22 protein-coding genes, 1 pseudogene and 1 riboswitch are annotated in these 25831 nt (G+C 70.4%); of the genes and pseudogenes, 15 read left to right on the top strand and 8 right to left on the bottom strand.

Annotation, left to right across the window (positions count from 1 at the left end):
- Nucleotides 1–42: 42 nt before the first annotated feature.
- The 7 genes from K206_RS0112875 (at nucleotide 43) to mdoH (ending at nucleotide 10609) form a co-directional block, all read left to right on the top strand.
- Entirely contained in the window at nucleotides 43–549 is a 507-nt protein-coding gene (locus tag K206_RS0112875) for an acetone carboxylase subunit gamma (protein ID WP_020202827.1), read from the top strand.
- Nucleotides 550–954: 405 nt separating this feature from the next.
- The gene (locus K206_RS0112870; RefSeq protein ID WP_231401602.1) at nucleotides 955–2967 is read left to right on the top strand and encodes a sigma-54-dependent Fis family transcriptional regulator; all 2013 of its coding nucleotides are present in this window, start codon (nucleotides 955–957) and stop codon (nucleotides 2965–2967) included.
- A 63-nt stretch (nucleotides 2968–3030) separates the two neighbouring features.
- Nucleotides 3031–3906, top strand: a complete 876-nt coding sequence (locus tag K206_RS0112865) for a helix-turn-helix domain-containing protein (RefSeq protein WP_020202825.1) — start codon at nucleotides 3031–3033, stop codon at nucleotides 3904–3906.
- 91 nt (nucleotides 3907–3997) lie between these two features.
- A riboswitch (FMN riboswitch) is annotated at nucleotides 3998–4148 on the top strand.
- 119 nt (nucleotides 4149–4267) lie between these two features.
- The gene (gene ribB / locus K206_RS0112860) at nucleotides 4268–4948 is read left to right on the top strand and encodes a 3,4-dihydroxy-2-butanone-4-phosphate synthase (protein ID WP_020202824.1); all 681 of its coding nucleotides are present in this window, start codon (nucleotides 4268–4270) and stop codon (nucleotides 4946–4948) included.
- A gap of 82 nt (nucleotides 4949–5030) precedes the next feature.
- Nucleotides 5031–5606 (top strand): surface-adhesin E family protein, encoded by a 576-nt coding sequence (locus K206_RS0112855; protein WP_020202823.1) that lies wholly within the window; start codon nucleotides 5031–5033, stop codon nucleotides 5604–5606.
- 885 nt (nucleotides 5607–6491) lie between these two features.
- The gene (locus K206_RS0112850) at nucleotides 6492–8075 is read left to right on the top strand and encodes a glucan biosynthesis protein G (RefSeq protein WP_020202822.1); all 1584 of its coding nucleotides are present in this window, start codon (nucleotides 6492–6494) and stop codon (nucleotides 8073–8075) included.
- Nucleotides 8048–10609 (top strand): glucans biosynthesis glucosyltransferase MdoH, encoded by a 2562-nt coding sequence (gene mdoH, locus K206_RS0112845; protein ID WP_029043568.1) that lies wholly within the window; start codon nucleotides 8048–8050, stop codon nucleotides 10607–10609. Before K206_RS0112850 ends, mdoH begins: the two co-directional genes overlap by 28 nt.
- Nucleotides 10610–10753: 144 nt before the next feature.
- Here mdoH and K206_RS43680 read toward each other — a convergent pair whose 3' ends face one another.
- Nucleotides 10754–11335, bottom strand: a complete 582-nt coding sequence (locus tag K206_RS43680; RefSeq protein WP_029043567.1) for a hypothetical protein — start codon at nucleotides 11333–11335, stop codon at nucleotides 10754–10756.
- 331 nt (nucleotides 11336–11666) lie between these two features.
- Between K206_RS43680 and K206_RS0112835 the strand changes: the two genes are divergently transcribed.
- Nucleotides 11667–12887: a Bcr/CflA family multidrug efflux MFS transporter gene (locus K206_RS0112835; protein ID WP_020202819.1), complete on the top strand. Its 1221-nt coding sequence runs from the start codon at nucleotides 11667–11669 to the stop codon at nucleotides 12885–12887.
- 16 nt (nucleotides 12888–12903) lie between these two features.
- Here K206_RS0112835 and K206_RS0112830 read toward each other — a convergent pair whose 3' ends face one another.
- Together K206_RS0112830 and K206_RS0112825 are read right to left on the bottom strand one after the other, a co-directional pair.
- The gene (locus tag K206_RS0112830; protein ID WP_020202818.1) at nucleotides 12904–13740 is read right to left on the bottom strand and encodes a mechanosensitive ion channel family protein; all 837 of its coding nucleotides are present in this window, start codon (nucleotides 13738–13740) and stop codon (nucleotides 12904–12906) included.
- Nucleotides 13741–13909: 169 nt separating this feature from the next.
- Nucleotides 13910–15112 (bottom strand): ammonium transporter, encoded by a 1203-nt coding sequence (locus tag K206_RS0112825; protein WP_020202817.1) that lies wholly within the window; start codon nucleotides 15110–15112, stop codon nucleotides 13910–13912.
- Between the two features lie 629 nt (nucleotides 15113–15741).
- Here K206_RS0112825 and K206_RS0112820 point away from each other — a divergent pair.
- The 4 genes from K206_RS0112820 (at nucleotide 15742) to K206_RS0112805 (ending at nucleotide 18132) form a co-directional block, all read left to right on the top strand.
- Nucleotides 15742–16023, top strand: coding sequence for an HU family DNA-binding protein (locus tag K206_RS0112820; RefSeq protein ID WP_020202816.1), 282 nt, complete (start codon nucleotides 15742–15744; stop codon nucleotides 16021–16023).
- 235 nt (nucleotides 16024–16258) lie between these two features.
- Nucleotides 16259–16744 carry an acyl-CoA thioesterase gene (locus K206_RS0112815; protein WP_029043566.1) on the top strand — a complete coding sequence of 162 codons (486 nt, stop codon included), beginning with the start codon at nucleotides 16259–16261 and terminating at the stop codon, nucleotides 16742–16744.
- 25 nt (nucleotides 16745–16769) lie between these two features.
- Nucleotides 16770–17249, top strand: a complete 480-nt coding sequence (locus K206_RS0112810) for a CreA family protein (RefSeq protein ID WP_029043565.1) — start codon at nucleotides 16770–16772, stop codon at nucleotides 17247–17249.
- A 124-nt stretch (nucleotides 17250–17373) separates the two neighbouring features.
- A complete protein-coding gene (locus tag K206_RS0112805) occupies nucleotides 17374–18132 on the top strand; it encodes an SDR family oxidoreductase (protein ID WP_020202813.1) in 759 nt (252 codons plus the stop codon).
- 64 nt (nucleotides 18133–18196) lie between these two features.
- Here K206_RS0112805 and K206_RS0112800 read toward each other — a convergent pair whose 3' ends face one another.
- Nucleotides 18197–19945: a class I adenylate-forming enzyme family protein gene (locus tag K206_RS0112800; protein WP_020202812.1), complete on the bottom strand. Its 1749-nt coding sequence runs from the start codon at nucleotides 19943–19945 to the stop codon at nucleotides 18197–18199.
- Nucleotides 19946–20050: 105 nt separating this feature from the next.
- On the bottom strand, nucleotides 20051–20815 hold the full coding sequence (locus K206_RS0112795) for an SDR family oxidoreductase (RefSeq protein WP_020202811.1): 765 nt from the start codon (nucleotides 20813–20815) through the stop codon (nucleotides 20051–20053).
- A gap of 301 nt (nucleotides 20816–21116) precedes the next feature.
- Here K206_RS0112795 and K206_RS0112790 point away from each other — a divergent pair, with 301 nt between their 5' ends.
- On the top strand, nucleotides 21117–21890 hold the full coding sequence (locus tag K206_RS0112790) for a TraB/GumN family protein (protein WP_020202810.1): 774 nt from the start codon (nucleotides 21117–21119) through the stop codon (nucleotides 21888–21890).
- A 14-nt stretch (nucleotides 21891–21904) separates the two neighbouring features.
- On the opposite strand, the gene K206_RS0112785 is transcribed toward K206_RS0112790, so the two are convergent.
- Nucleotides 21905–22795: an arylamine N-acetyltransferase gene (locus tag K206_RS0112785; protein WP_020202809.1), complete on the bottom strand. Its 891-nt coding sequence runs from the start codon at nucleotides 22793–22795 to the stop codon at nucleotides 21905–21907.
- 18 nt (nucleotides 22796–22813) lie between these two features.
- On the bottom strand, nucleotides 22814–23524 hold the full coding sequence (locus tag K206_RS0112780; RefSeq protein WP_020202808.1) for a Crp/Fnr family transcriptional regulator: 711 nt from the start codon (nucleotides 23522–23524) through the stop codon (nucleotides 22814–22816).
- Nucleotides 23525–23707: 183 nt separating this feature from the next.
- Between K206_RS0112780 and K206_RS0112775 the strand changes: the two genes are divergently transcribed.
- Nucleotides 23708–24205 carry a DUF962 domain-containing protein gene (locus tag K206_RS0112775; protein WP_020202807.1) on the top strand — a complete coding sequence of 166 codons (498 nt, stop codon included), beginning with the start codon at nucleotides 23708–23710 and terminating at the stop codon, nucleotides 24203–24205.
- A 12-nt stretch (nucleotides 24206–24217) separates the two neighbouring features.
- Here K206_RS0112775 and K206_RS0112770 read toward each other — a convergent pair whose 3' ends face one another.
- Complete coding sequence (locus K206_RS0112770) at nucleotides 24218–25117, bottom strand: LysR substrate-binding domain-containing protein (protein WP_020202806.1); 900 nt, start codon at nucleotides 25115–25117, stop codon at nucleotides 24218–24220.
- A 133-nt stretch (nucleotides 25118–25250) separates the two neighbouring features.
- Between K206_RS0112770 and K206_RS0112765 the strand changes: the two are divergent.
- A pseudogene (locus K206_RS0112765) lies at nucleotides 25251–25831 on the top strand (DUF1338 family protein); the annotation flags it as partial.

Genomic DNA, 25831 nt, shown 5'->3' with positions numbered 1-25831 from the left:
CCCGGCACATCCAATCACGCAGGATTCAGGAGAAGACGCAAGATGTCTACCTATACCAGTGAACAGGTCAAGAACCTCGTCGACGGCAAGCTCGACTGGGACACCACGCTGCGCATGCTGTCCATGCCCAAGGACGCGGAGCGCTTCAAGCTGTACGTCGAGGCGCTGCAGAAGAAGCTCGACTGGGACGACCGCATCGTGCTGCCGCTGGGCCCGCACATGTTCATCGTGCAGCAGGCCAAGACCCGCAAGTGGGTCACGCAGTGCGACTGCGGCCATGTGTTCTGCGACTACCGGGAGAACTGGAAGCTGCACGCCAACATCTACGTGCGCGACACCGAGGAAGCCATGACCGAGGTCTATCCGCACCTGATGGCGCCGGACACCCAGTGGCAGGTCTACCGCGAGTACTACTGCCCGAAGTGCGGGACCATGCACGACGTGGAGGCGCCCACGCCGTGGTATCCGGTGATCCACGACTTCGAGCCGGACATCGAGGCTTTCTATACCGACTGGGTGAAGCTGCCGCTGCCGGAGCGCGCGGACTGACGCGCGCTCCGCTGCCGATGTAGCCCATCCTCCGCATCGGGCAACCGCATGTGGACAGGCCGCCGGTTTTGGCCGGTGGCCGGACGGCCGTTCGATTTTCGGACGGCCGTCCTGTTTTCGGACGGCGCCGCGCGGGCGGTCCGGCGCGCGCGCGCCGTGGCGCGGCGCCGGGCCGGTGGCGTGGAATTTGCTCGCAGTCTGCCGGCAGGGATGGGCAAGTCCCGGCTGGCCCTGGTGGCGCTGCCGGGAGTAGCATGCGCAAAGCAGACGGCCAGGCAAGCGAAGGCGCAGGCCAGGAACGCGGGCGCCAGTCCCGCGCAGGCAGAGCCAGAGAGCGAAAAAGAGCGAGCCGGCACACCGGCCATTCGTGATCCGCCACCGGCGGACCCCGCAAGGAGACACGGCATGCATCCAGCCAGCACACCGATGGACTGGTTTTCCCATCCCGATCATGACGCGAGCATCATGTCCGCCTGGGAACACCTGATTGGCGGCGGCGAGGCGAATGCCGGCGAGCTGCGCTGCGTGGTGGACGACTCGTGGCGGCGCTGCCTCGTGGCCCGCGTCGATCCCGGCGCCGGCGCCGCGCCGCCGCCGCTGGGCCAGGACGGCCTGCGGGCGCGGCGCGAGAAGAACGCGCGGCTGGTCAGCACCAGCCTGCCGCTGATCCAGCAGACCCACGAATTCCTCTCGCAGACCGGCACCATCATGCTGCTGGCCGATCCCGACGGCATGATCCTGCAGCAGGAAGGCGACATGCGCATCGTCGAGCCGGCCGGCGAGGTCGGCCTGATTCCGGGCTGCGACTGGACCGAGCTGAACTGCGGCACCAACGCCATCGGCACCGCGCTGGCTTTGCAGCAGCCGGTGCAGATCCACGGCGCCGAGCATTTCTGCGCCGGCATCAAGCGCTGGACCTGCTCGGCCACCGTGATCCGCGACCCGCTCGACGGCGGCGTGCTCGGCGTCATCGACGTGTCCGGCCTGGCGCAGACCTATAGCCGGCACAGCCTGGCGCTGACGGTCTCGCTGGCCGGGCGCATCGAAAGCCGCCTGGCCAAGCTGGCGATGGAGCGCCGCCTGCGGCTGCTGGACCGCTGCGCCAGCCACTTCGGCTCGCTGCGCAGCGACGGCGTGCTGGTCCTCGACGAATGCGGGCAACTGGTCAAGGCCAATCCGCAGGCGCCCGCGGCGCTGCTGCGGCTGGGCGTGGACACCGCGCTGGACCGCCGGTTCTCGGTGCCGGGCCTGGGCATCCGGCAGGCCGGCGCCGCCGTCCGGCCCGCGCCGGACTGGCTGCGGCTGGCCCGCCTCGAAACCGTCCGCGAGGCCGGCGAGACGCTCGGCTTCCTGCTGGTGATCCCGGCCGTGCCGCAGCGCGCGGCCAGCGGCGCGCCGCCGGCGCGCACGGCCCCGGCGCCGGCCTTCTCGCGCATCGTCGGCAACGGCGCCGCGCTGCGCTCGGCGGTGGAGAAGGCGCAGCACCTCGCGCCGTCCCGGGTGCCGGTGCTGCTGCTGGGCGAGACCGGCGTCGGCAAGGAACTGTTCGCCCAGGGCATCCACCAGGCCAGCGCCTGCGCCGAGGGGCCGTTCGTGGCCCTGAACTGCGGCGGGCTGTCGCGCGACCTGCTCGCCAGCGAGCTGTTCGGTTATGCCGAAGGCGCCTTCACCGGCGCGCGCAAGTCGGGCGCGGCCGGCAAGATCGAGGCCGCCAACCGCGGCACGCTGTTCCTCGACGAGATCGGCGAGATGCCGCTCGACATCCAGCCGCACCTGCTGCGCGTGCTCGAAGAAGGCGAGATCTACCGGCTCGGCGAGAACACGCCGCGCAAGGTCAGTTTCCGGCTGGTCGCCGCCACCCACCGGAACCTGCGCGACGACGTGGCCGCCGGCAAGTTCCGCATGGACCTGTTCTACCGCATCGCCGTCACCAACATCGCCATCCCGCCGCTGCGCGAGCGCAAGGACGACATCCCCGCGCTGGTGGCGCACTGGCTCACGCATCTGTGCGAGCGCTACGGCCTGCCGCTGGCCTCGTTCGACGACGACGCCTATGCCTGCCTGCTCGCCTACGATTGGCCCGGCAACGTGCGCGAGCTGCGCAACGCGCTCGAAGGCTCGCTGCTGATGGCCGACGGTGGCGTGATCACGGTCGACAAGCTGCCGCTGGAGATCGGCGCGGCCGCCTGGCAGGGCGATGCGGCTCGGGCGGAACCCGCGGCTGCCGTGCCGCCCGGCGCCGTGTACTCGCTGGAGATGGCCGAGGCGGAATCGATTCGCCGGGCGGTGGCGTACAGCGGCGGCAACCTGACCAAGACCGCCTCGCACCTCGGCATCGCCAAGAGCACGCTGTACCAGAAGATCCGCAAGTACGGCCTCGCGGCGGCGTTGAGCGAGACGCGGGGCAGGGTGCTGTAGCAGGGGCGCGGGATTACCTCGGAGGTAATCGCCGCGCGGCGCCGGCCGTGCTGTAATGCCGTCATGGACACCCTGACCCCCAGCTCCGAGACCGCCACCGATTTTCCCGGCCTGCTGCGCTACTGGCGCGGCAGGCGCGGCTACAGCCAGCTCGCGCTGTCGCTGGCCGCCGGGGTGTCGCAGCGGCATATCAGCTTCCTCGAGTCGGGCCGCGCCCGGCCCAGCCGCGAGATGGTGCTGTCGCTGGCGGACCGCCTCGGCGTGCCGCTGCGCCAGCGCAACCGGCTGCTGCTGGCCGGCGGCTTCGCCCCGGCCTACAGCGAGCACGGCCTCGGCGCGCCGGCGCTGCAGATGGTGCAGCAGGCGGTGGCGCTGATCCTGAGCAAGCAGGAACCGTATCCGGCGGTGGTGCTGGACCGCTTCTGGAACCTGCTCGACGCCAACCGGGCCTACCGCGACATGCTCCGCGTGCTGCTCGGCGGGCGCGCGCCGTCCACGCTGGAGCCGGGCGATGCGCGCGTCAACCTGATGCTCACGGTGTTCGACCCGCAGGGGCTGTGGCCGGCGCTCGGGAACGCCCGCCAGGTCGGCCGCTACCTGCTGCGCCGGGTCTGGCAGGAACTGCAGACGCAGGCGCAGGACCAGGCCGCGCGCGCGCTCTTCGCGCGCATCGCGGCCTGGCACCCGGATCTGCTCGGGCCGGGCGGCCTGCCGCTGGCCGACGACGAGGCCGCCGGCGGCCCGCCGCCGCCGCTGCTGCCGGTCACGGTGGCGGCGGGCGGCTTCCGCGCCGCGCTGTTCACCACGCTGACCACGCTCGGCATTCCGCAGGACGTGACGCTGCAGGAAATGCGCATCGAGTGCTTCTTCCCGGCCGACGAGGCCTCGCGCCTGGCGCTGGAGGCGCTGGCCAGCCACGCCGCGGCCGTGGCGCCCTAGGCCGGGGCGCGCCAAGCAAGCCTTGGCGCACCCGTGCTAACATGCCGTTGCCGGCGCGCCTGCCATCCCCGATGGTGGCGCGCCGGCATCGTTACGTCTTCAGGGCGGGGTGCAAGTCCCCACCGGCGGTATGCCACCACAGCGCGTGGCGAGCCCGCGAGCGCCCGCATTCCCGTGCGGGGTCAGCAGACCTGGTGAGAGGCCAGGGCCGACGGTCATAGTCCGGATGAAAGAAGATGGGCGGTACAACCCGGCTGGCTCCTCCCGGCATGCGCGTGCTGCGCGCCTGCGCGGCTGGATTTGCCCGTGTTTTCCGCTGATCCCCTGGAACGCCCGCTTATCGTTGCAATAGGAGCGTTTCATGCTGTCACTTCCCACCCAGGAACAACCCGTTGTCGCTTTCCCGGCCGGCGCGGAGGCCGACCAGCGCCCGCTCGGCGAGCGCATCGCGCGGGCGCTCGACGCCATGCGCGAAGGCCGTCCCGTGGTACTGCTCGACGATGACGACCGCGAGAACGAGGCCGACCTGATCCTTTCCGCCGAGCGCCTGACCCAGGCCAACATGGCCATGATGATCCGCGAGTGCAGCGGCATCGTGTGCCTGTGCCTGACGCGCGAGAAGGTGGCCAGCCTGGGCCTGCGCCCGATGGTCGAAAACAACCGCAGCCAGTACGGCACCGCCTTCACGGTCTCGATCGAGGCGCGCGAAGGCGTGACCACGGGCGTGAGCGCGGCCGACCGCATCACCACCATCCGCGCCGCCATCGCCGAGGACGCCGGCCTCGATGCCGTGGTCAGCCCCGGCCACGTATTCCCGCTGGTGGCGGTGGACGGCGGCGTGCTGGCGCGCCGCGGCCATACCGAAGGCTCGGTCGAGCTGGCCCGCCTGGCCGGGCTGGCGCCGGCCGCGGTGCTGTGCGAGCTGATGAACCCGGACGGCACGATGGCGCGCCGCCCCGAGGCGCTGGCGTTCGCCGAGATGTACCGCCTGCCGGTACTGACCATCGCCGACCTGGTGGCCTGGCGCGGTCAGCAGGGCTGAGCGCGGCGCCCCGCGGCGCGGGGCGGCGGCGGGACCGTATGCGACAATGCGGCCTGTTTTCTGCCTGAACGAGGGTCCGTCCATGTCCTTGCGCGCCGCTTTCCACGCCGTTTCCTGTGCCATCGTCCTGCTTGCGGGCGGCAGCCTGTGCCTTGCCGCCCATGCCGAGACGGCCACCGGCACGGTCCGTCCCGCCGCGGCCGCCGCCACGCCGGGGCTGTATCAATGCCCCGGCGCCGACGGCGGCGTGGCATTGCGCGCCACGCCGCGCGAAGGCTGCACCGCGGTGGCGGCGCCCGAGACCGGCGCGCCCGATCCGCAGCGCTGGCTGCCGCTCGCGGGCGCCAGCGGCGCGATCTCCTATTTCGACAAGACCTCGGTGCGCCGCCGCGGCGCGGAAGTGGGCGTGGCCGTGATGCGCAACGCGCCGGCCGGCGTGATCCGCACCACCAGCGGCGAGCAGATCCGCTCCTCGCTCCGGCGCATGATCTTCAACTGCGCGACCTCGATGTACGCGGTGGTCGAGCAGACCTTGTATTCGAAGCGCTACGCGCGCGGCGAATCGCTCTACACCATCGGCGCGCCGCAGGCCGGCATGCCGCAGCAGGTCGCTGCCGGCACCGTGGCGGGCGAGCTGTTCAACCGCCTGTGCCACTGAACGGGCCGGCGCGCGCGTCAACCTTTTGCGCTCCTGCGCCGTTGCTGGTAGCGAAGGCGACCGGCGGCGGGCATGCCCGCGACGCCAGCAGTTCGCCGTGCCGCCCGCATCTGCATGCCGCGCCGCGCCAATAGGCCGACGCGCCGGCGCGTTGCCGCGATGACGGGGAAACGGTGCCCAGTGGCAACATGCCGTCCGGGGGGACCGGCACCGGGGTGAGATCCGATCGAGAGGCTGCGGCCTCTCTTTTTTTGCCTGCCCGGCAGGGCGGCACGCGGCCGCTGTGCACCGCACGAAGACCGGGGTGCGCCATGCGCCGTTTCGGGGCGCCGGCCCCCGCGTTGACGAAGCGCGATCCGTATCCTAGCGTTGCAGATTCGGGGTTCGTCCATACTGGTTCCAGCGAGCCCGACAAACGCGAAACGCGCACGACACCCGCGCGATGACTGCCATGCCCGCCTTCCCACGCCAAGCGCCGCGATCCGCAAGACGCCGACGAACGGCCTGCGCGCCTGACCTGCGCCGCACCGCGCCCCCGGTGTGACGCACCGGCCCGAAAGCCGCGCGCCAAGCGGCTTCCAGCCCACCGGGGTTTCAAATTGTTGCAAACGTTGCGTGGTCGAAACGTGACTTTTAAGTCTCGAATTGTTAAGGTCCTATTGCGCATTGCAACAAGGCTGTTACTTTTTCAAGACATTGTCGTTATGATGCGTCGCGTGCTCTTTCGGGATCGCGCCGGCGGCGTGCCGAAGCCGCCGCGCCCGGCCGTGACCTGCGCGACCGACGCGATCTCCGCCTGCCGCCGCCCCGGCCCGGCGATGGCCCGCCTCTTGCAGCGAAGCCTGCCGCGGCCCTTGTGTTCAACCCTGCCTGCCACTGGCATCCATGTCCGATACCGTTACCGTGCCGACCACCGTCAACCTTCCGCGCCGCCAGCCGGCGCGCGCCAGCAGCGGCGCCCTGCGCCTGGGCCGGTGGTTGTGCGGCGGACTGCTGGCGGTGTGCGCGCTGGCGGCGCATGCGTTCGACTTCGAGACCGTGGCGGCGCGCGCGCGCCAGCTTGCGGCCACCCCGTACAAGACGCCGGCGCAGAACCTGCCGCGCGAGCTGCGCGAGCTCTCCTACGAGCGCTACCGCGAAATCGAATTCAAGCCCGACCGTCACCTGTGGCGCAACGCCAAGCTGCCGTTCGAGCTGTCCTTCTTCCATGAGGGCATGGTGTTCGACCAGCCGGTGCGCATCAACGAAGTGGTCAGCGGCAGCGTGCGCGAGATCCGCTTCGACCCCTCGGCCTTCAACTACGGCCCGCACAAGCTCGACGCGACCAAGCTCAAGCCGCTCGGCTTCGCGGGCTTTCGCGTGCTGTTTCCGCTGAACCAGCCCAAGGTCAAGGACGAGGTGGTGTCGTTCGTCGGCGCGAGCTATTTCCGCGCGCTCGGCAAGGACCAGTGGTACGGCCTGTCGGCCCGCGGGCTGGCGCTGGACACCGCGCTCAACTCGGGCGAGGAATTCCCGCGCTTCGTCGAATACTGGATCGAGCGCCCGTCGCCGGCGGACAAGCAGCTGACCATCTACGCGCTGATGGATTCGCGCCGCGTGAGCGGGGCCTACCGCATCGTGCTGCGCCCCGGCGCGGAGACGGCGATGGAGGTGAAGTCGCGGCTGTTCCTGCGCGAGCACGTTACCAAGCTTGGCCTGGCGCCGCTGACCAGCATGTACCTGTTCGGCGAGAACCAGCCGTCGCCGGTGCCGGACTACCGGCCCGAGGTGCATGACTCCGACGGCCTGTCGGTCCAGCTCGGCACCGGCGAGTGGCTGTGGCGCCCGCTGGGCAATCCCAAGCGGCTGCTGGTGACGTCGTTCTCGGCCACCAACCCGCAGGGCTTCGGCCTGATGCAGCGCGACCGCAGCTTCGGCAACTACCAGGAGATCGGCGCGTGGTACGAGCGCCGGCCGAGCGCGTGGGTGGAGCCCAAGGGCAACTGGGGCTCGGGCCGCGTGGAGCTGGTGCAGATCCCGACGCCGGACGAGACCAACGACAACATCGTGGCCTACTGGGTGCCGGACAACCCGCCCAAGCCGCGGCAGCCCTTCGATTACGAATACCGCCTGCTGTGGCAGAAGGACAGCGAAAAGCTGCCGCCGCTGTCGTGGGTGACGCAGACGCGGCGAGGCCAGGGCCTGAGCCGCAAGCAGGAGGACACCAGCTTCTCGCTGGCTGTCGATTTCGAAGGCCCTGCCTTCAAGAAACTGGCCGCCGACACCCGCATCGATCCGGTGATCTCGGCCGACAGCAACGGGGAGCTGCTCAGCACTTCGACGCAGCGCAACGAGGCCACCGGCGGCTGGCGCATGACGATGGTCGTGCGCCGCAAGGACGAGACCAAGCCGGTCGAGCTGCGCGGCTATCTTCGCAACGGCAATACAACCCTATCCGAGACGTGGAGCTACATCTTACCCCCAGGCTAAAGCGGCGCGCCGCCCCGGCGGCGGCATGCGAGCGCTATCTCGATCGCGTGCCGGTCTCGCCCGACCAGCGCCGCGAGCTGCTTGGCGAGATCGCCGGCAGCGACGGCGCCGAGCCGGCCATGCAGCAACTACAGCGCAAGCTCGCAGCGAAGGACTGCGCCAAGGACGGCGCGCAGCCGGCCCCCGGCGGCGCGGCCTACGCCTCGGTCTGGCGCCGCCTCGGCCTCGCCTACGGCGCGCCGCAGGCGGCGGGCGAGCCGCTCATTGAGCGGCGCGAGGACGGCACCGTGCATATCGACACCGGCCCGGCCCCGCGGCGCGCCTCGATGGTGCCGCGCGCGTGGCCGCCCCACATCGTCACCGGCTTCCTGCGCAACCTGGGCCGCCGGCTGTTCGGGCGCCCGCCGGTGCCCCAGACCTGGGACACGCTGCACGACGGCCCCGACGCCGAGGGCAAGTGGCACCCGGCCGGCACGCACCGCCGCTGGGTGCTGCTGGGCCTGGTGGCCGGGCAGACCGCGCTGGCCACCTATTTCATGACGAAGGTGCTGCCGTACCACGGCACCGACCCGCTCGAGATCGCCGTGCTGGCGCTTTTCGCCATCCTGTTCTCGTGGGTGTCGGCCGGGTTCTGGACCGCCATGATGGGCTTCCTGGTGCTGGCCAAGGGCGGCGACCGCCACCTGATCTCGCGCTCCGCGGCGCAGGCCGGGCCCATCGCCGAGCAGGCGCGCACGGCGGTCATCATGCCGATCTGCAACGAGGACGTGACGCGCGTGTTCGCCGGCCTGCGCGCCACCTATGAATCGATGGAGCGCACCGGCGAACTGGCGCGCTTCGATTTCTTCGTGCTGTCCGACAGCGGCAACCCCGACCTGCGCGCCGCCGAGACCGACGCCTGGATGGAGACCTGCCGCGCCGTCAACGGCTTCGGCCGCATCTTCTATCGCTGGCGCCGCCACCGCGTCAAGCGCAAGACCGGCAACGTGGCGGACTTCTGCCGCCGCTGGGGCAGCGCCTACCGCTACATGGTGGTGCTCGATGCCGACAGCGTGATGAGCGGCGAGTGCCTGACCACGCTGGTCAGGCTGATGGAGAGCAACCCCGGCGCCGGCATCATCCAGACCGCGCCGCTGGCGGTCGGGCGCGAGACCATGTACGCGCGCGTGCAGCAGTTCTCCACGCGCGTGTACGGCCCGCTGTTTACCGCCGGCCTGCATTACTGGCAGCTGGGCGAGTCGCACTACTGGGGCCACAACGCCATCATCCGCATCCAGCCGTTCATGGAGCATTGCGCGCTGGCGCCGCTGCCGGGCAAGGGGCCGCTGGCCGGCGAGATCCTCTCGCACGATTTCGTCGAGGCCGCGCTGATGCGCCGCGCCGGCTGGGGCGTGTGGATCGCCTACGACCTGGAAGGCTCCTACGAGGAACTGCCGCCCAACCTGCTCGACGAGGTCAAGCGCGACCGCCGCTGGTGCCAGGGCAACCTGATGAACTTCCGGCTGTGGATGAAGCAGGGCTTCCACGCGGTGCACCGCGCGGTGTTCCTCACCGGCGTGATGGCCTACCTGTCGGCGCCGCTGTGGTTCCTGTTCCTGGTGCTGTCGACGATCATGCTGGCCAAGCACGCGCTGGTGCCGCCCGAGTATTTCACGCAGCCCTACCAGTTCTTCCCGACCTGGCCCGAGTGGCATCCCGAGAAGGCGCTCGCGCTGTTCTCGGCCACGGCGACGCTGCTGTTCCTGCCCAAGGTGGCCAGCGTGCTGCTGCTGATGAAGGACGCGCGCAACTACGGCGGGCCGGGCCGGCTGGTCATGTCGATGCTGATCGAGGTGGTGATGTCGGCGCTGCTGGCACCGGTGCGCATGCTGTTCCACACCAAGTTCGTGGTGGCGGCCTACAGCGGCTGGGGCATTACCTGGAAGTCGCCCCCGCGCGAGGATGCCGAGACCACCTGGGGCGAGGCGTTCCACCGCCACGGCCTGCATACGCTGCTCGGCCTGGCGTGGGGCGGGCTGGTGCTGTGGATCGATCCGAGCTTCGTCTGGTGGCTGCTGCCGATCGTCGGCGCGCTGGCGCTGTCGATCCCGATGTCGGTGTTCCTGTCGCGCGTGTCGTTCGGCCGCGCGCTGCGCCGCGCCCGGCTGTTCGTCACGCCCGAGGAAGCCCGGCCGCCGCGCGAGATGGTGGCCATGCAGGAGCACGTGGAAGCCGCCGGCGAGCCGCCGGCCTTCATCGACGCGGTGGTGGACCCCGTCACCAACGCCCTGATGTGCGCCACCGGCTCGTCGCGCCTGATCCAGCCCGAGGCCACGCGGCTCGCGCATGCCGCGCTGGTGCAGCAGGCCCTGACCGAGGGGCCCGAGAGCCTGGGCGCCGCGCAGAAGCACCTGCTGCTGGGCGACCCGTTCGCGCTGGCCAGCCTGCATGAGCAGGTGTGGGCCTCGCCGCTGGCGCATGCGAGCTGGAAGGAAACCCGCATCCTGCCGCGGCGCGCGGCCAACGTGGTGCCGCTGCGGCCGCGGCTGGCCTGAGCAGCGCGCGGACGACGGCGCCGGCATTCCTCGCGGGGGATGCCGGCGTTTTTCTTTGTGGGGCAGAGCGCGGAGGGAGGGGAGAGAGGGGGCGGTGTCCCGGACCTCAAGCAGGCTTGTCCGGCGCGATCGCGGGCCGGCGCGCTAGCGCAGTGCCGAGGTGCAGATCGGCGCGTTGATGTAGACATCGCCCACGCGGCGCTCGCCGCGCTCGCTGCGCGTCATGTAGCGGAACATCATGCTCACGCCGAGCTTGGTGAGGATTTCCACGTCGCGGTTGGCGCAGATATTGCGCTGCAGGGGCGCGGCATAGCTGAGCTCGAAGCTGGCGAGGTCCAGCATCGGGCCGCGGTACTTGGTGAGCTCGAGCTGGAACAGCACGTGCTTGCCCGGCACCGACTGGCAGCGGCGCAGGCGCGTCTCGCCGTCGATGTCGATCGGCAGCATGTCGTTGAGCTGGCGGCAGGCGCGCGCCAGGATGTTGTCCGGCCGCGCGGTGTTGCGCAGCAGTTCGGGCACGCCGGCTGCGCCGGTGTTCTGGCCGGTGGCCGCGCCCTTGAGCATCTGGGCCAGCGCGTCGGCTTCGTCGGGCGGTGCCGCAGGAGCGGCGGCGGCGGCTTTGGCGGGCGGCGGGGCCGCGTGCGCGTGCCGCGCCCACGGCAAGCTGGCCGCGCCGGCGGCGGCCAGGGTCAGTAAGGCGGTAAGCAGAGCGTGTCTTGTTCTCATGCAGGAAAACGTTGCCGGAAGCCATGCCGGCAGGCTGGCTTCCGCGGTGCGTCGGGCTGCGTGACCGTCCGCCCCGGGCGGCCGACAGGGTGGCATTGTACCCTTGGCCTTGCCGCGGTTGAAAGCCAGCCCCCCTGATCCACGCCGCGCGGCGGCGCGCCCGGGCGCGGACCTTCGCCGCCGGGCGCGCGCACGCCGCGCGCGCCAGCATCATCCGCGTTTGCCGCCGCGGATGCGCGGCTTGTTACGCTATGCAACAATTACGCCTTTCGCCTTGCCGTTCCCCGCGCGCGCCGCCGGCTGCGCGTCCCCCGTTCCCCAGGATGTTCCGATGAGCCTCTCCGCCCGCGCCCCCCGGGCCGCGCGTTTCCCCCTCTGGCTGCTGGTATGCGCGTCGCTGACCGCGCTGGGGCCGCTGTCCATCGACATGTACCTGCCGAGCTTTCCCGCGCTGGCGGCGGATCTCGGCGTGGACATCGGGCGCGTGCAGCTGACGCTGGGCACCTTCCTGGTGGGGCTGGCGGCGGGGCAGGCTTTCTATGGCCCGATCAGCGACCGCTTCGGGCGCAAGCCGCCGCTCTATGCCGGGCTGGCGTTGTACGCGGCGGCCGCGGCCGGCTGCGCGCTCGCGCGCGACGTCGAGGCGCTGATGCTGTGGCGCTTCCTGCAGGCGCTGGGCGGCTGCGCCGGCATGGTGATGGCGCGCGCGGTGATCCGCGACCGGCTCGAGGCGCACGAGTCCGCGCGCGCCTTTTCCTCGCTGATGCTGGTCATGGGGCTGGCGCCGATCCTGGCGCCGATCATCGGCGGCGCCGTGCTCGGCGTGTTCGGCTGGCGCGCCATCTTCTGGCTGCTGTGCGGCGCCAGCCTGCTGATCCTGCTGGTGGTCCACCGCTATATGGAAGAGTCGCTCGACCACGCCAGCGCCATGCCGCTGCGCCTGGGCCGCGTGCTGTCCAACTACGGCGAGCTGCTGCGCGACCGTGGTTTCGTCGGCTATTCGCTGTCGGCCGGCTGCGCGCAGGCCGGCATGTTCGCGTACATCGCGGGTTCGCCGTTCGTGCTGATCGAGCTGCATGGCATCGCGCCATCGCACTACGGCTTCGTGTTCGGCACCAATGCGCTGGGCCTGATCGCCATGTCGCAGGTCAACGCGCGGCTGGTGCGCAACCGCGCGCTCGACCACGTGCTGCGCGGCGCGCTGCTGGCGCCTTGCGCGGCCGGCGTGATGCTGGCCGCGGTGGCGCTGGCGGGCACGGCGCCGCTGCCGGTGCTGCTGGCGGGGTTCTTCGTGTTCATCGGCAGCCTGGGCTGCATCTTGCCCAATGCGTCGGCGCTGGCGATGGCCCATCAGGGCCACCGGGCCGGCACGGCCTCGGCGCTGATGGGCACGCTGCAGTTTTCGCTCGGCACGCTGGCCGGCGCCGCGGTCAGCGTCTGGCGCGACGGCACCGCGCTGCCGCTCGCCGTGGTCATGGCGGTGTGCGGGATCGGCGCGGTGGGCATGCGCCTGGTCGGCCGCGCCGGCATGCAGGCGCAGCGCCCGGCATGAGCCGGGCCGCGCGGGGTCAGGACGCGGCGGCGCCGCTTTGCTGCAAGACCACCAGTTGCGCCGGCATCGGCGCGGCGTAGCCGGCTTCGCCGAAGCTCTCGCGGATGACGCGGTTGGTGTCGAAATACACCTGCCAGTAATTGTCGTTATGGCAGTACGGGCGCACCGCCAGGACCGGGCCGACCAGCGTGAACTCCAGGATTTCCACGTCCGGCGCGGGCTCGGCCAGGACGTTGGGCAGCGCGGCCAGGCGTTCCTTGAGCAGCGCGATGGCCGCGGCCGCATCGGTGCTGCCGGCCAGCTGGGCTTTGAGCTCGACGCGGCGGAAGGCGTTGGCGCTGAAGTTCTGGATGGTGTCGGAGAAGATCTTGTTGTTGCCGACCACGGTCAGCACGTTGTCGGGCGTGTCCAGCGTGGTGGCGAACAGGCCGATCTCCCTGACCGTGCCGGTCACGCCGGCCACCGTCACGAAGTCGCCGACCTTGAACGGGCGCAGCACCACCAGGAAGGCGCCCGCGGCGAAGTTGGCCATCAGGCCCGACCACGCCATGCCGACGGCCACGCCGGCCGCCGCGATCAGCGCGGCGAAGGTGGTGGTCTGGATGCCGAAATAACCGAGGATGCCGATCACCAGCACCACGTTCAGCGTGACCGTGACGATCGAGCCGACGTAGCGCAGCAGCGTGGGGTCGACCTTCTGCTTGGCCAGCGAGCCCTGCACCAGGCGCACCACGAAATGGATCAGCCAGCGGCCGATCACCCAGAAGGCCAGGGCGGCAAGCACCTTGACCCCAAACTCCGTCGCGTAGGCGACGACGACTTCCTGTAGCTTCTGCAGCGTGGTGGCATCCATCGCGTTCTCCCTTGCTGGCTCTTGCAGGTTCATGAACACCGAACGTCGTGCGGCGCCGCCCGCGCGCGCCTGCGGCGCGGCGCACGTGCGGGCTACGCATTATTGCGTTGCGGCGAGCGGAAGTTCAAGCACAGAATTGTGGGGCTTGGTGTCTGCCGCGGCGGCCGGCTCACCAGCTGGTTTCGCGCTCCGGCGTGGCCGAGATGCGGTGCAGCGAGAGATCCGCGCCGTTGTATTCCGATTCGGCATCGAGCCGGATGCCGACCACCTTCTTGAGCGTGCCGTAGACCACGGTGCCGCCGACCAGGGCGATGACGATGCCCAGCAGGGTGCCGATCAGTTGCGCGACCAGCGAGACGCCGCCGATGCCGCCCAGCGCGCGCGCGCCGAAGATGCCGGCGGCAATGCCGCCCCACGCGCCGCACAGGCCGTGCAGCGGCCACACGCCCAGCACGTCGTCGATGTGCCATTTGTTCTGCGCCAGCGTAAACAGATAGACGAACAGCACGCCGGCGATGGCGCCGGTGATCAGCGCGCCCAGCGGGTGCATCAGGTCCGAGCCCGCGCACACCGCCACCAGCCCGGCCAGCGGCCCGTTGTAGGCGAAGCCGGGATCGTTGCGGCCCGCGGCCCAGGCCGCCAGCGTGCCGCCGGCCATCGCCATCAGGGAGTTGATCGCCACCAGCCCGCTGATCTTGTCGACGGTCTGCGCGCTCATCACGTTGAAGCCGAACCAGCCCACCGCCAGCACCCAGGCGCCCAGCGCCAGGAACGGGATGTTGGAGGGCGGATGCGCGCTGATGCGGCCATCCTTCTGGTAGCGGCCGCGGCGCGCGCCCAGCAGCAGGATGGCCGGCAGCGCGATCCAGCCGCCCATCGCATGGACCACCACCGAGCCGGCGAAGTCGTGGAACGGGGCGCCGGCCACCGAGGCGATCCAGTCCTGCACGCCGAAGCGGTTGTTCCAGGCGATGCCCTCGAAGAACGGGTAGACCAGGCCGACCAGGACGAAGGTGGCCACCAGTTGCGGGTTGAAACGCGAGCGCTCGGCAATGCCGCCCGAGATAATCGCCGGAATGGCCGCGGCAAATGTCGCCAGGAAGAAGAACTTCACCAGTTCATAACCGCTGCGCTGCGCCAGCGTCTGGGCGCTGGCGAGGAACTCCACGCCATAAGCCACCGTATAGCCGATAAAGAAATAGGCAATCGTGGATATGGCGAAATCCACCAAAATCTTGACCAGCGCATTGACCTGGTTTTTCTTGCGCACCGTGCCGAGTTCAAGAAACGCAAAGCCCGCGTGCATGGCGAGCACCATGATCGCCCCTAACAGGATGAACAGGGCATCGGTGCCGCTCTTCCAATTGTCCATACATTCCTCATGCTCAAAATGGGAGCACCCGTATGCAATAACCGTTCCAGATTGGTCCCATGCAGGTGCATGACTGCACCGTCTTGGTGGTTGCCGCACTGCTTTGTGGCCGGCGGCGGTGATCGGGGACTGGCAATGTCGGCCGCGGGCGGGCAGAATGCGCCGTGCCGCGCGCCGGGAGGCGAGCCGGCGGTCCGCACGGCCTGCGCCAAAATGATGCGGTGCATTGATTTGGGGCGCGCGGATGGTCCTGGTCTGCACCAAAATGAGCGTTGTCGCCATATCGGTGCATGGCGGCGTCGGTGGCGCTGCCGGTTCCGACGGGGGCGCCAGGGGGCTTCCGGGCCGCGCGGCGGGGCCGGGCGGCCGGTGCCGGACAGGCTCGCGCGCCGTGCCCGCGGACTTACGCGCGTTCGAATTCGGCTACCCTCACGAACCGTATTTGAAAGCGTGGAAAAGGAGTGTAAATTCCCCGCAAAGGCGCTTGACTCAAGGATTTCCGGCTTTTTTCGTTGCATTGGTGCCACTGGGGATTGCCCAATGCGTAAAGCGCGGATTAGACTGCGCCGATCGGTGATTTGCCGCGTGGCAGACACTCCGATGACGACGACCAACAAGGGAAATCAGCCATGAATAAAGGTGAACTGGTATCTGCCATCGCCGCTGACGCGGAACTGAGCAATGCTGCAGCAGAGCGCGCGCTGAATGCCGCTCTGGACAACATTAAGAAGGCGGTTGCCAAGGGTGATTCGGTAACGCTGGTGGGTTTCGGCAGCTTTGGCTCGGGCAAGCGCGCAGCGCGCACCGGCCGCAACCCGCGTACTGGCGAAACCATCAAGATTCCGGCCGCCAAGACGGTGAAGTTCTCCGCCGGCCAAGGCTTCAAGGACGCTGTGAACAAGAAGAAGTAAGCAGTTCGCGTCTGCAGCGCAGCGGAAATGAGAAGGCGGCCTCGAAAGGCCGCTTTTTTATCGTCCCGCATTCCCATCTCCCGCATCTCATTGCCCGTGTCTCCGGCGGTATCGCCGGCGGCATCGTCCCCGCCCGCGCGGGCGCGGCGGCGCGGCCGTTCCGGGTTACACTGCCGGGCATCGGCGCGGGCCTTCGCGGACCTGCCCGGCAGCCCCCAGAATCCGGATTTTGATCATGAATGACCTGTCCCACCAGCTTTCCATGACCGTGTTGATGACACCGGACATGGCCAACTTCTCCGGCAACGTGCACGGCGGCACCATCCTCAAGTATCTCGACATGGTGGCCTATGCCTGCGCCAGCCGCTACGCGGGGCGCTACGTGGTGACGCTGTCGGTGGACCAGGTGGTGTTCCGCCAGCCGATCCACGTCGGCGAGCTGGTGACGTTCCTGGCGGCGGTCAACTACACGGGCCGCAGCTCGATGGAGATCGGCATCAAGGTGGTGACGGAGAACATCCGCAGCAAGCTGGTGCGCCATACCAACAGCTGCTACTTCACGATGGTGGCGGTGGACGACAACGGCGCCCCGGCCGAGGTGCCGACGCTGCAGCCGCGCGACGAGGTGGAGCGCCAGCGCTTCGCCGCCGCGCAGGCGCGCCGCCAGCTGCGCCAGGAAATGGAAAAACGGCATGACGAGATCACCGGCAAGGCGTCCTGAGACGATGGGCGCGGCCATGCAGACCATGAGGAAGCGCAAGCTCGCTTTTGCCCTTGCCGCGCCGGCGCTGCTGGCGCTCGCGCTGCCGGCGCGGGCCGAGGAGATCGGCAGCGTCAGCACCAATTTCCGCATCACGGGCTCCGACAAGGTGGTGATCGAAGCCTATGACGATCCGGTGGTGGCGGGCGTGACCTGCTACGTGTCGCGCGCGCGCACCGGCGGCATCAAGGGATCGCTGGGCATGGCGGAGGACCCGGCCGAAGCCTCGATCGCCTGCCGCCAGGTGGGCCCGATCTCGTTCAAGGAGCCGCTGCGCCAGCAGGACAATGTGTTCTCCGAGCGCATGTCGATCCTGTTCAAGGCGCTGCACGTGGTGCGCACGGTGGACCGCAAGCGCAACACGCTGGTCTACCTCACGTATTCCGACCGCATCGTCTCCGGCAGTCCGCAGAACAGCGTGACCGCGGTGCCGGTGGGGGCGGACACGCCGATTCCGATCAGGTAGCGCCGCCGGGATCCCGCTTCCCGCCATATCCGCATCGTCCAGCATCGTCCACGCATTCCCATCCGGCGGGCCAGACCCCGGGCCCGGCCCGCTGCAATTCCAATCAAGCATCGGAGAAGACAACATGACTCAGCAAGGCAAGGTGGCGCTGGTGACGGGCGCGGCCCGCGGCATCGGCAAGGCGGTGGCGCAGGCGCTGCTGGCGGCGGGCTACCGCGTGGTGTTCGCCGGCCGCACGGCCGAGTCGATCGAGGCGCTGGCCGCGCAGGCGCGCGCGGACGGCCACGTCGCGCTGGCGGTGCAGTGCGACGTGGGCGACCCGGCCTCGGTGGAGCGCCTGTTCGAGACGGTCCGCAGGGAATTCGGCCGGCTCGACGTGCTGTTCAACAACGCCGGCATCAACGCGCCGGCGGTGCCGATCGACGAACTGTCGGTGGAGCAGTGGCTGGCGGTGGTCAACACCAACCTGACCGGCGTGTTCCTGTGCTCGCGCGCGGCCTTCGCGCTGATGAAGTCGCAGAGCCCGCGCGGTGGGCGCATCATCAACAACGGCTCGATCTCGGCGCACGCGCCGCGGCCGAACACGGTGCCGTACACGGCCACCAAGCACGCCATCACCGGCCTGACCAAGAGCCTCTCGCTCGACGGCCGCGCCCACGACATCGCCTGCGGCCAGATCGACATCGGCAACGCCGCCACCGACATGGCCTCGCGCATGGCGCGCGGCGTGCCGCAGGCCAACGGCGAGATCGCGCCGGAGCCGCTCATGGACGTGGCCCACGTGGCCAGCTCCGTGGTCCACATGGCCAACCTGCCGCTCGACGCCAACGTGCAGTTCATGACCGTGATGGCCACCAAGATGCCGTTCGTCGGGCGCGGCTGAGCGGCGCGGCGCGGAACGCGGGGCCGGCACGCAGCCGCGCCGCCGTGGCCGCGTCGGGCCAGCGTCAGGCCGCCGCATCGAACATCTTGCGCAGCGTCGACTTCAGGATCTTGCCGTTGGCGTTGCGCGGCAGCATCTCCGGGCAGAACACGATCCGCACCGGCACCTTGAACGCGGCCAGCCGCTCGCCCACGAAGGCCTGCAGCTCGGCTTCCGTGACCTGCGCGCCGGGCTTCAGCGCGACCACCGCGGCCGGCTCCTCGCCCAGCGTGCGGTGGGCGATGCCGACCAGCGCCGCGTCCATCACCGCGGGGTGGTCGTAGAGCGCGCTTTCGACCTCGATGCAGTAGATGTTTTCGCCGCCGCGGATCAGCATGTCCTTCATGCGGTCCACGATGTACAGAAAACCGTCCTCGTCCAGCCGCGCGATGTCGCCGGTCCGGAGCCAGCCGTCCACGAAGGCCTGCGCGGTGGCCTCGGGCTTGTTCCAGTAGCCGCGCACCACGTTCGCGCCGCGCACCATCAGCTCGCCGGTCTCGCCCGCGGGCAGCGCGCGCCCGCGCCCGTCCACGATCTTCATCTCGCCCACCGGCAGCGCGGGGCCGCTGCTTTCCGGGCGCGCCACGTATTCCTCGGCGCTGTGGCTGGTGAAGGTGGCCGAGGTCTCGGTCATGCCCCAGCCGATGCCCGGCGCCGAATGCGGGAACACCTCGGTGATGCGCCGGACCAGCTCGGCGGAGGCGGGCGCGCCGCCGTAGTTCATGTTCTCCAGCGAGGTCAGGTCGAAGCGCGCGCGCTCGGGATGCTCGATGAGCTGCCACGCGATGGTCGGCACGCCGCCCGCCGCCGTGCAGCGCTCGCGCTCGATCAGCGCCATCGCGCGCAGCGGCTCCCAGCGGCGCATCAGCACGATCTTGCTGCCGTTGGCCAGCGCGCCGTTGAGCGCCGCCATGCAGCCGGTGACGTGGAAGAACGGCACCGACAGCAGCATGCCTTTCTGCGGCGCCAGCGGATCGGGCGCGGGAATCGGCTCGCCGCGGCGCAGGCAGTTGCGCATCGGGCTGAACAGGCCGGCCACCGCCACCGTGGCCGAGTTGCGGTGCGTGCCGAGCGCGCCCTTGGGCTTGCCGGTGGTGCCGGAGGTGTAGAAGATGGTGGCGTCGTCGTCCGGCTCGATGGCGATGTCCGGCACCGGCAGCGCGGGCAGCGCGGCCCACGCATCGGGCGTGCCGAGCAGGCTTTCCAGCGCGGCGATGCGCGCGTCGCCGTGCGCGGCGCCGGCGCGGCTGACGTAGACCTTCTCCAGCGCGGGGCAGCCGGGCAGGTGTTCGAGGATGCGGCCCAGGCGCTCGTCGTCGACGAAGGCGACCCGGCTGCCCGAATCGGCCAGCCCGTATTCGAGCTCGGCGCCGGTCCACCAGGCGTTGAGCGGCGTGATGATGGCGCCGGCCAGCAGCGCGCCGTAGAAGATCACCGGCCACTCGGGCAGGTTGCGCATGGCCAGCGCCACGCGGTCGCCCTTGCGCACGCCGTCGCGGGCCAGCGCGTGCGCCACCGTCAGCGCGGCGCGGCCGAAGGCGTCGTACGAGACCCGTTCGTCCTCATAGACCACGAAGGTCTTGCCGCCCTGCGCACGGGCAAGCAGGAACAGCTCGCGCAGCGTGGGCGGCGCGTTCCTGAAGATGGTGGTGGGAATGCCGCGGATGACGCGCGTCTCGGTCTCGAACGGCGCGCCGGGCGCGGTGAGGCGGGCATGCGCCTCGGCCAGGCTGATGGCCGGCCAGGACGCGGCCGCTTGCGGTTGGTTCGGCATCGGTGCCTCCCTGACTGCATGGCGGAATGGAGCCCGCCGCCGGCGGACTCCCGAGGGAACAGCGGGGACAGCGGGCGCGCGCGGGCACGGGCGTGCCCGCGCGGCTCAGATCGTCACGCCGCCGTCCACCACCATCGCCTGCCCGGTCATGAAGGTGCTGGCCGCCGAGGCCAGGAACACCGCCGCGCCGGCGATCTCCACCGGCTCGCCGATGCGGCGCAGCGGCGCGCCCTGGGTCGACTGCTTGTAGCGCTCCGGGTCTTCCCACAGCGCGCGCGCGAAGTCGGTCCTGATCAGCCCCGGCGCGATGCAGTTCACGCGCACGTTGTGCGGGCCGAACTCCACCGCGAGGTTGCGCGCGAGCTGGAAGTCGGCCGCCTTCGACACGTTGTACACGCCGATGGTGGGCGAGCCGCGCAGCCCGCCGATCGACGACACGATGATGATGGAGCCGTCGCGGCGCGCGATCATCTGCGGCGCCACCATCTGGATCAGCCAGTGGTTGGAGATGACGTTGTTGTCCAGCACCTTGCGGAACTGCTCGTCGGTGACGCCGCTCATGGGCCCGTAGTAGGGGTTGGAGGCGGCGTTGCAGACCAGCACGTCGATCTTGCCGAAGGCGCGGCTGGTCTCGTCGACCAGCCGCTGCAGGTCTTCCTTGGAGGAGATGTTGGCGGGCACGGCGATGGCGGTGCCGGCGCCATGCCTGCCATTGATGGCGTCGACGACTTCCTGGCAGGCCTCGGCCTTGCGCGAGGAAATCACCACACGGGCGCCTTGTACCGCCATCTGCTCCGCGATGGCGCGGCCGATGCCGCGCGAAGAGCCGGTGACGATGGCAACCTTGCCGGTCAGGTCGAACAATGACATGCGTGTCTCCAGATGTCCGGGTCCTCGCCGCGCGGGACCGGATGTTTTATGAAAAGCGTGATCGGGATGCGGGCGCGGAAGCCAGACCCGCCGGACCTGCCGGCGCGCCGCGCAATGCTACCGCCCGGTAGATTATGGTCGGGCGGCATGGCCCAGTCCACACGCAAAGCGGCGGCCGGCCCGGCTTATCAGTGTTTTTTCTGCCGGCAATTCACGCGGTGCATGGCCGTGTTCTGCACAGCGGGAGGCGGTATGCTGGCGGCGCGGCGGCGGCATTGCCCGCGCCGGGGAGATACGCTTCATGCTTTGGCAGATCAGGAACACCGGCGTCGCCCTGCTTGGCGCCATCCACGTACTCGATGCGCCGCTCACGGCGCTGGCGCCGGCGGCGGAACAGGCTTACCGCGCGGCCTCGCGCGTGGTCTTCGAGGTCGCGCTGGACCGCGTGCCGGACGGCGGCGCGGCCTATTTCCCGGAAGGAGACAGCCTCGGCCGGCATCTCGTGCCCGCCGTGCTCGGGCAGGTGCGGGCGCTGTGGCAGGACTTCGGCCTGCCCGCCGCCGAGCTGGAGCGCCTGCGTCCGGTGTTCGCGGCGCTGCACCTGCAGTTCGCGCTGGCGGCGCGGCAGGGCATCGTGGCGCAGCACGGCGTGGACCGCTACCTGTGGATGCGCGCGCGGGCGGACGGCCTGCCCGCCGAGGCGCTCGAAGACGCCGGCGAGGCGCTGCGCCTGCTGCGCGACGTGCCGCTGCACGAGCAGCTCGGCATGCTGGCGTTCTTCGCCGCGCAGCCCGCGCTGGCCGCCGCCGAGCCGGCCGACATGGTGCGCTGGTGGCGCGGCGGGCAGGCCGCGCCGTTCGCCGCACTGCTGGCGCAGCGGCGCGCGCAGTGGCCGGCCACGCTGGCGGCCCTGGTCGACGCGCGCAACCGGCTGTGGCTGCCGAAGATCCTGGCGCTGATCGCCGCGCGCACGCCGGCGCTGGTGGTGGTCGGCGCGCTGCACCTGGTCGGCGAGACCGGCTTGCCGGCGCTGCTCGCGCAGGCGGGATTCGAGACGCAGCCGGCCGGCGCCTGACACGCGGCCGGCGCTCAGCCGGCGCGCGATGCCGACAACAGCGCCGGCAGCATCGCCTTCAGCGCCTGCGCGTCGGCCGGCTCCAGCGCCAGGCCGAAGCGCCCGGCCAGCAGCGCGATCACATCATCGGGCGCATCGAGCCGTTCGCGCTGCACGCTGCCGTCCGCCGCGCGCACGTGGAAGTCGCCGTCGAGCAGGGTGAGCCGTGCCTCGCCCTGCGAGCGCGCCACGGTGAGGCTGTTGCGGAACAGGCTGTCCGGGTGGGTGGCGGTGTACCAGTTGCGCTGCTCGTAGTCGATCTCCTGCTGCGGCGAGAGGTCGAAGCGGTAGAGACGGAACCAGCCCTCGGCGCCGCGCGCTTCCATGTCGTACTGGTGGAAGGCCGCGGGCGCGGCATCCGCCGGGGCCGGGGCCAGCCGGTAGGGGAACGCGGGATCGGCCTCGCCGGCCGGCGGCAGCGGCAGCGCGCGGTACGGCGTGGGGCCGCCGAAGCCCACGTCCACGATATGGCTCAGGTGCGCGGCTTCCACGCGCAGCAGCATGTGCGACTGCATGGTCGGCACCGCGTCCGGCACGTGCCAGCGCACGCGCGCGGCCAGCGCCGTGACGCCGTAGCCGAGCGCGCGCAGCGCGGCGGCCAGCAGGGTGTTGTGCTCGAAGCAATAGCCGCCGCGGCGCCGGCTTACCAGCTTGTCGAACACGGCGTCGATGCCGATGCGCACGGGCCGCTGCAGCAGCACGTCGATGTTCTCGAACGGAATCCGCGCCAGGTGCGCGGCGATCAGGCTGTCGAGCGCGGCGCGGTCGGGGGCCGGCGGATGAGGGTGGCCGATGTGATCGAGATAGGCTTGCAGGCGCGGGGCGCTCAGCGTGGTCAGCGTGGTCGGCGTGTTCAGTGTGGTCATGGGTATCGTCATGCGGGGTCAGGACAGCGCCAGCAGCGCCGGCACGTCGAGCAGTTCTATATCGGCGTAATGCAGCCGCAGCAGCCCGCGCGCTTCCAGCTCGCGCAGCGCGTGGTTGACGGTCTGGCGCGACAGCCCGAGCATCTGGCCGAGCTGCTCCTGCGGGATGTGCACGGAGCGGCGCCCGCCGGCGGGCAGGTCGCCGTAGGCCTGCGCCATCGCCGCCAGCCGGCGCGCAGTGCGCGCCAGCGGCGGCAGCACCTGGGTCTCTTCCACGTAATGAAAGGCCTCGCGCGTCTTGGCCGCCAGCAGCTTGCCGAACTCGCGCCACCATTGCGGATGCTGCGCCAGCATGGCGTAGAGCTTGTCGCGCGGCAGGTGCAGCACGGTGGCGGCGCTGGTGGCGTGCTCGTCGTGGGTGCGCGCCAGGCCGTCGAACAGGCAGATCTCGCCGAACCACGCGCCCGGGACCAGCAGGCCGAGCAGGGCGGCCTTGCCGGCGGCGCTGTGGGCGTCGATCTGCAGCGTGCCAGCGAGCACCGCGAAGATGCCGTCGAAGGCGTCGCCGCGCGCGAACAGCAACTGGCCGGCGGCCAGCCGGCGCGGCGTGGCGTCGCGCAGCAGCGCGTCCTGCATGGCCGCGGGCAGCGCGGCGAACCAGCTTCCCGCGCGCAGCACCGGCAGCGGGTCGGGCGCCTGCGCCGGCTGCGCGCGTGGCGTTGCGGGCATCGTCGTCTCCTGTGTTTTTGTCTGGCCTGGCGGGCTTGGTGTTTTCCCTCTGCCGGGGCGGCCGGGGACTGTCAAAAACCGGACAGACCCGCGTGCCGGCGCCCCTTTACCATACCGCCACATCCGGCCCCATCATAAGCCGCACGGCGAGCGGCGGCATTCGCGGGACGGCAGGAGACACAGTTGAAAACACTGATCGACCACCTCGCGAACTACGCGGCCTACCACCGCGATCCGCGCAATGTGTTCACGCATTTTATCGGCATTCCGATGATCGTCCTGGCCGTGACCACGCTGCTCGCGCGCCCGGCCATGCCGCTCGGCGAGGGCCCGGCCTACCTGACCCCGGCGATGGTGCTGTACGCGCTGTCGTGCCTGTTCTACCTGCGCCTGTCGGCCGGCTTCGGGCTGGCCATGACGGCGATCCTGGCGGGCTTCGTCTATGTGGGCGGCCTGCTGGCGGCGCTGTCCACCGGCGCCTGGCTGGCCTGGGGCATCGGGCTGTTCGTGATCGGCTGGGTGATCCAGTTCGTCGGCCACTATTACGAAGGCCGCAAGCCCGCCTTTGTCGACGACCTGTCCGGCCTGGTGGTGGGGCCGCTGTTCCTGGTGGCCGAGACCGCCTTCGCGCTCGGCCTGGCGCGCGACACGCGCGAGGCCGTCAGCGCCCACGCGCACTGAGCGGGCGGCCGCCTACGCGGCCTGCGCCAGCAGCCAGCCTCGCAGTTGCAGCACCTTGTCGTCGGGCGCCAGCCCGCGCCGGTGCGCGAAATAATAGGCCTTGCGGCTTTCGGCCTCGGCCGGCAGCGCGGCCAGCGGCATCACCAGCCGGCCCTGCGCCAGTTCCTCGGCAATCAGGATGCGCGGAATCAGCGCCACGCCCACGCCGGCGGCGGCGGCCTGCGCCAGCATGGTGTAGAGGTCGTAGCGCGGGCCGCGCATGGCCTGCGCCGGCAGCGCCGCGCCCGCCGCCGCCAGCCAGTCGTGCCACGCGCGCAGGCGGGTGGTCAGGTGCAGCAGCGGCAGCGCCAGCAACTGCGCCAGGTCCAGCCGCTTGCGCCGCCCCAGCAGCGACGGGCTGCACACCGGCACCGAGGGGCCTTCCTGCAGGATGCGCTCGCCCTCGGTGCCCGGCCACAATCCCTCGCCGTAGTAGATCGCCGCGTCGAAGGCGGTATCGCTGAGCTCGAATGCCTCGGTGCGCGCCGACAGGTGCAGCGTCAGGTCGGGCAGGGCCTGCGCCAGCTGCGGCAGGCGCGGGATCAGCCACTGGCTGGCGAAGGTCGGGCCGATGGCCAGCTCGATGGCGCGCCCGCGCGGGCGCTGCGCCATCACGTCCAGCGTGACCTGCTCGATCTGGTCCAGCCGTTCGCGCACTTCCTCGGCATAGGTGCTGCCGGCCGGCGTGAGCGCGATGCGCTTGCGGATGCGGTGGAACAGCGGCACGCCCAGGCGCGCCTCGAGCGCGGCGATTTGCCGGCAGACCGCGCTTTCGGTCACGGCCAGCTCGTCGGCGGCGCGGGTGAAGCTGCCCAGCCGCGCTGCGGCCTCGAACATCTGCAGCGCGGTGAGGCTGGGTATGCCTTTGCGCATAGTGCGTTTTGGGAAGGAAGTTGGTGCGAAGTTATCAATTGTACGAAGTCCCGCGCGGTCTCACAATAAGGCCGCCGGGAGGCTCCAGGCTCCCGCCGTCCCCCGAAAACAAACGATTTCCAGCGTATTGACCATGACCAAGCCGAATCTGCAACGCCTGCTCGAAACCATCTGTGGCGAAGCACAGGCAACCGAGTTGCTGCAATTGATGAATGTTTCGCCCGAGTTGCTGAACGCTGGCGGCGACACGGCCAGCCGCGCCGAAGTGGCGCAGGCCCTCAACATGGTGCTGTTCGCCGGCATCCTCGAGCGCGTGCCGACCGGCATGGCCTACACCCGCGACGTGATCCGGTCCGGCGGCCGCGTGGTGTTCGACCACGGCGCGCTGCGCACCGTGAAGTGGGACTGCGGCAGCCTGCCCGGCGGCGAGATCGCCTTCACCCGCATCCTGGGGCCGCTGGGCTACCGCCTCAACGGCACCTATCCGCTGGAGCGCATCGGCATGACCGGCCGCTCCTACGCGCACGCCGACCTGCCCGACGACATCGCCCAGTATTTCCTCAGCGAGCTGCACCCGGAGCGCTTCAGCGCCGAGTTCCAGGCCGCCGTGTCGCGCGTGGTGTCGGGCTCCGCCGACCCGCTGGGCGAGGACGCCGTGGTGCTGCTGGCCGTGCTCGAGCGCGATGCCAGCCTGCCGCTGGCCGACGCCGCGCG

Source organism: Cupriavidus sp. WS, assembly GCF_000395345.1.
Classification (GTDB): domain Bacteria; phylum Pseudomonadota; class Gammaproteobacteria; order Burkholderiales; family Burkholderiaceae; genus Cupriavidus; species Cupriavidus basilensis_B.
Note: the sequence above shows the minus strand (reverse complement) of the source record. Positions and strands in the feature narration are given on the sequence as shown.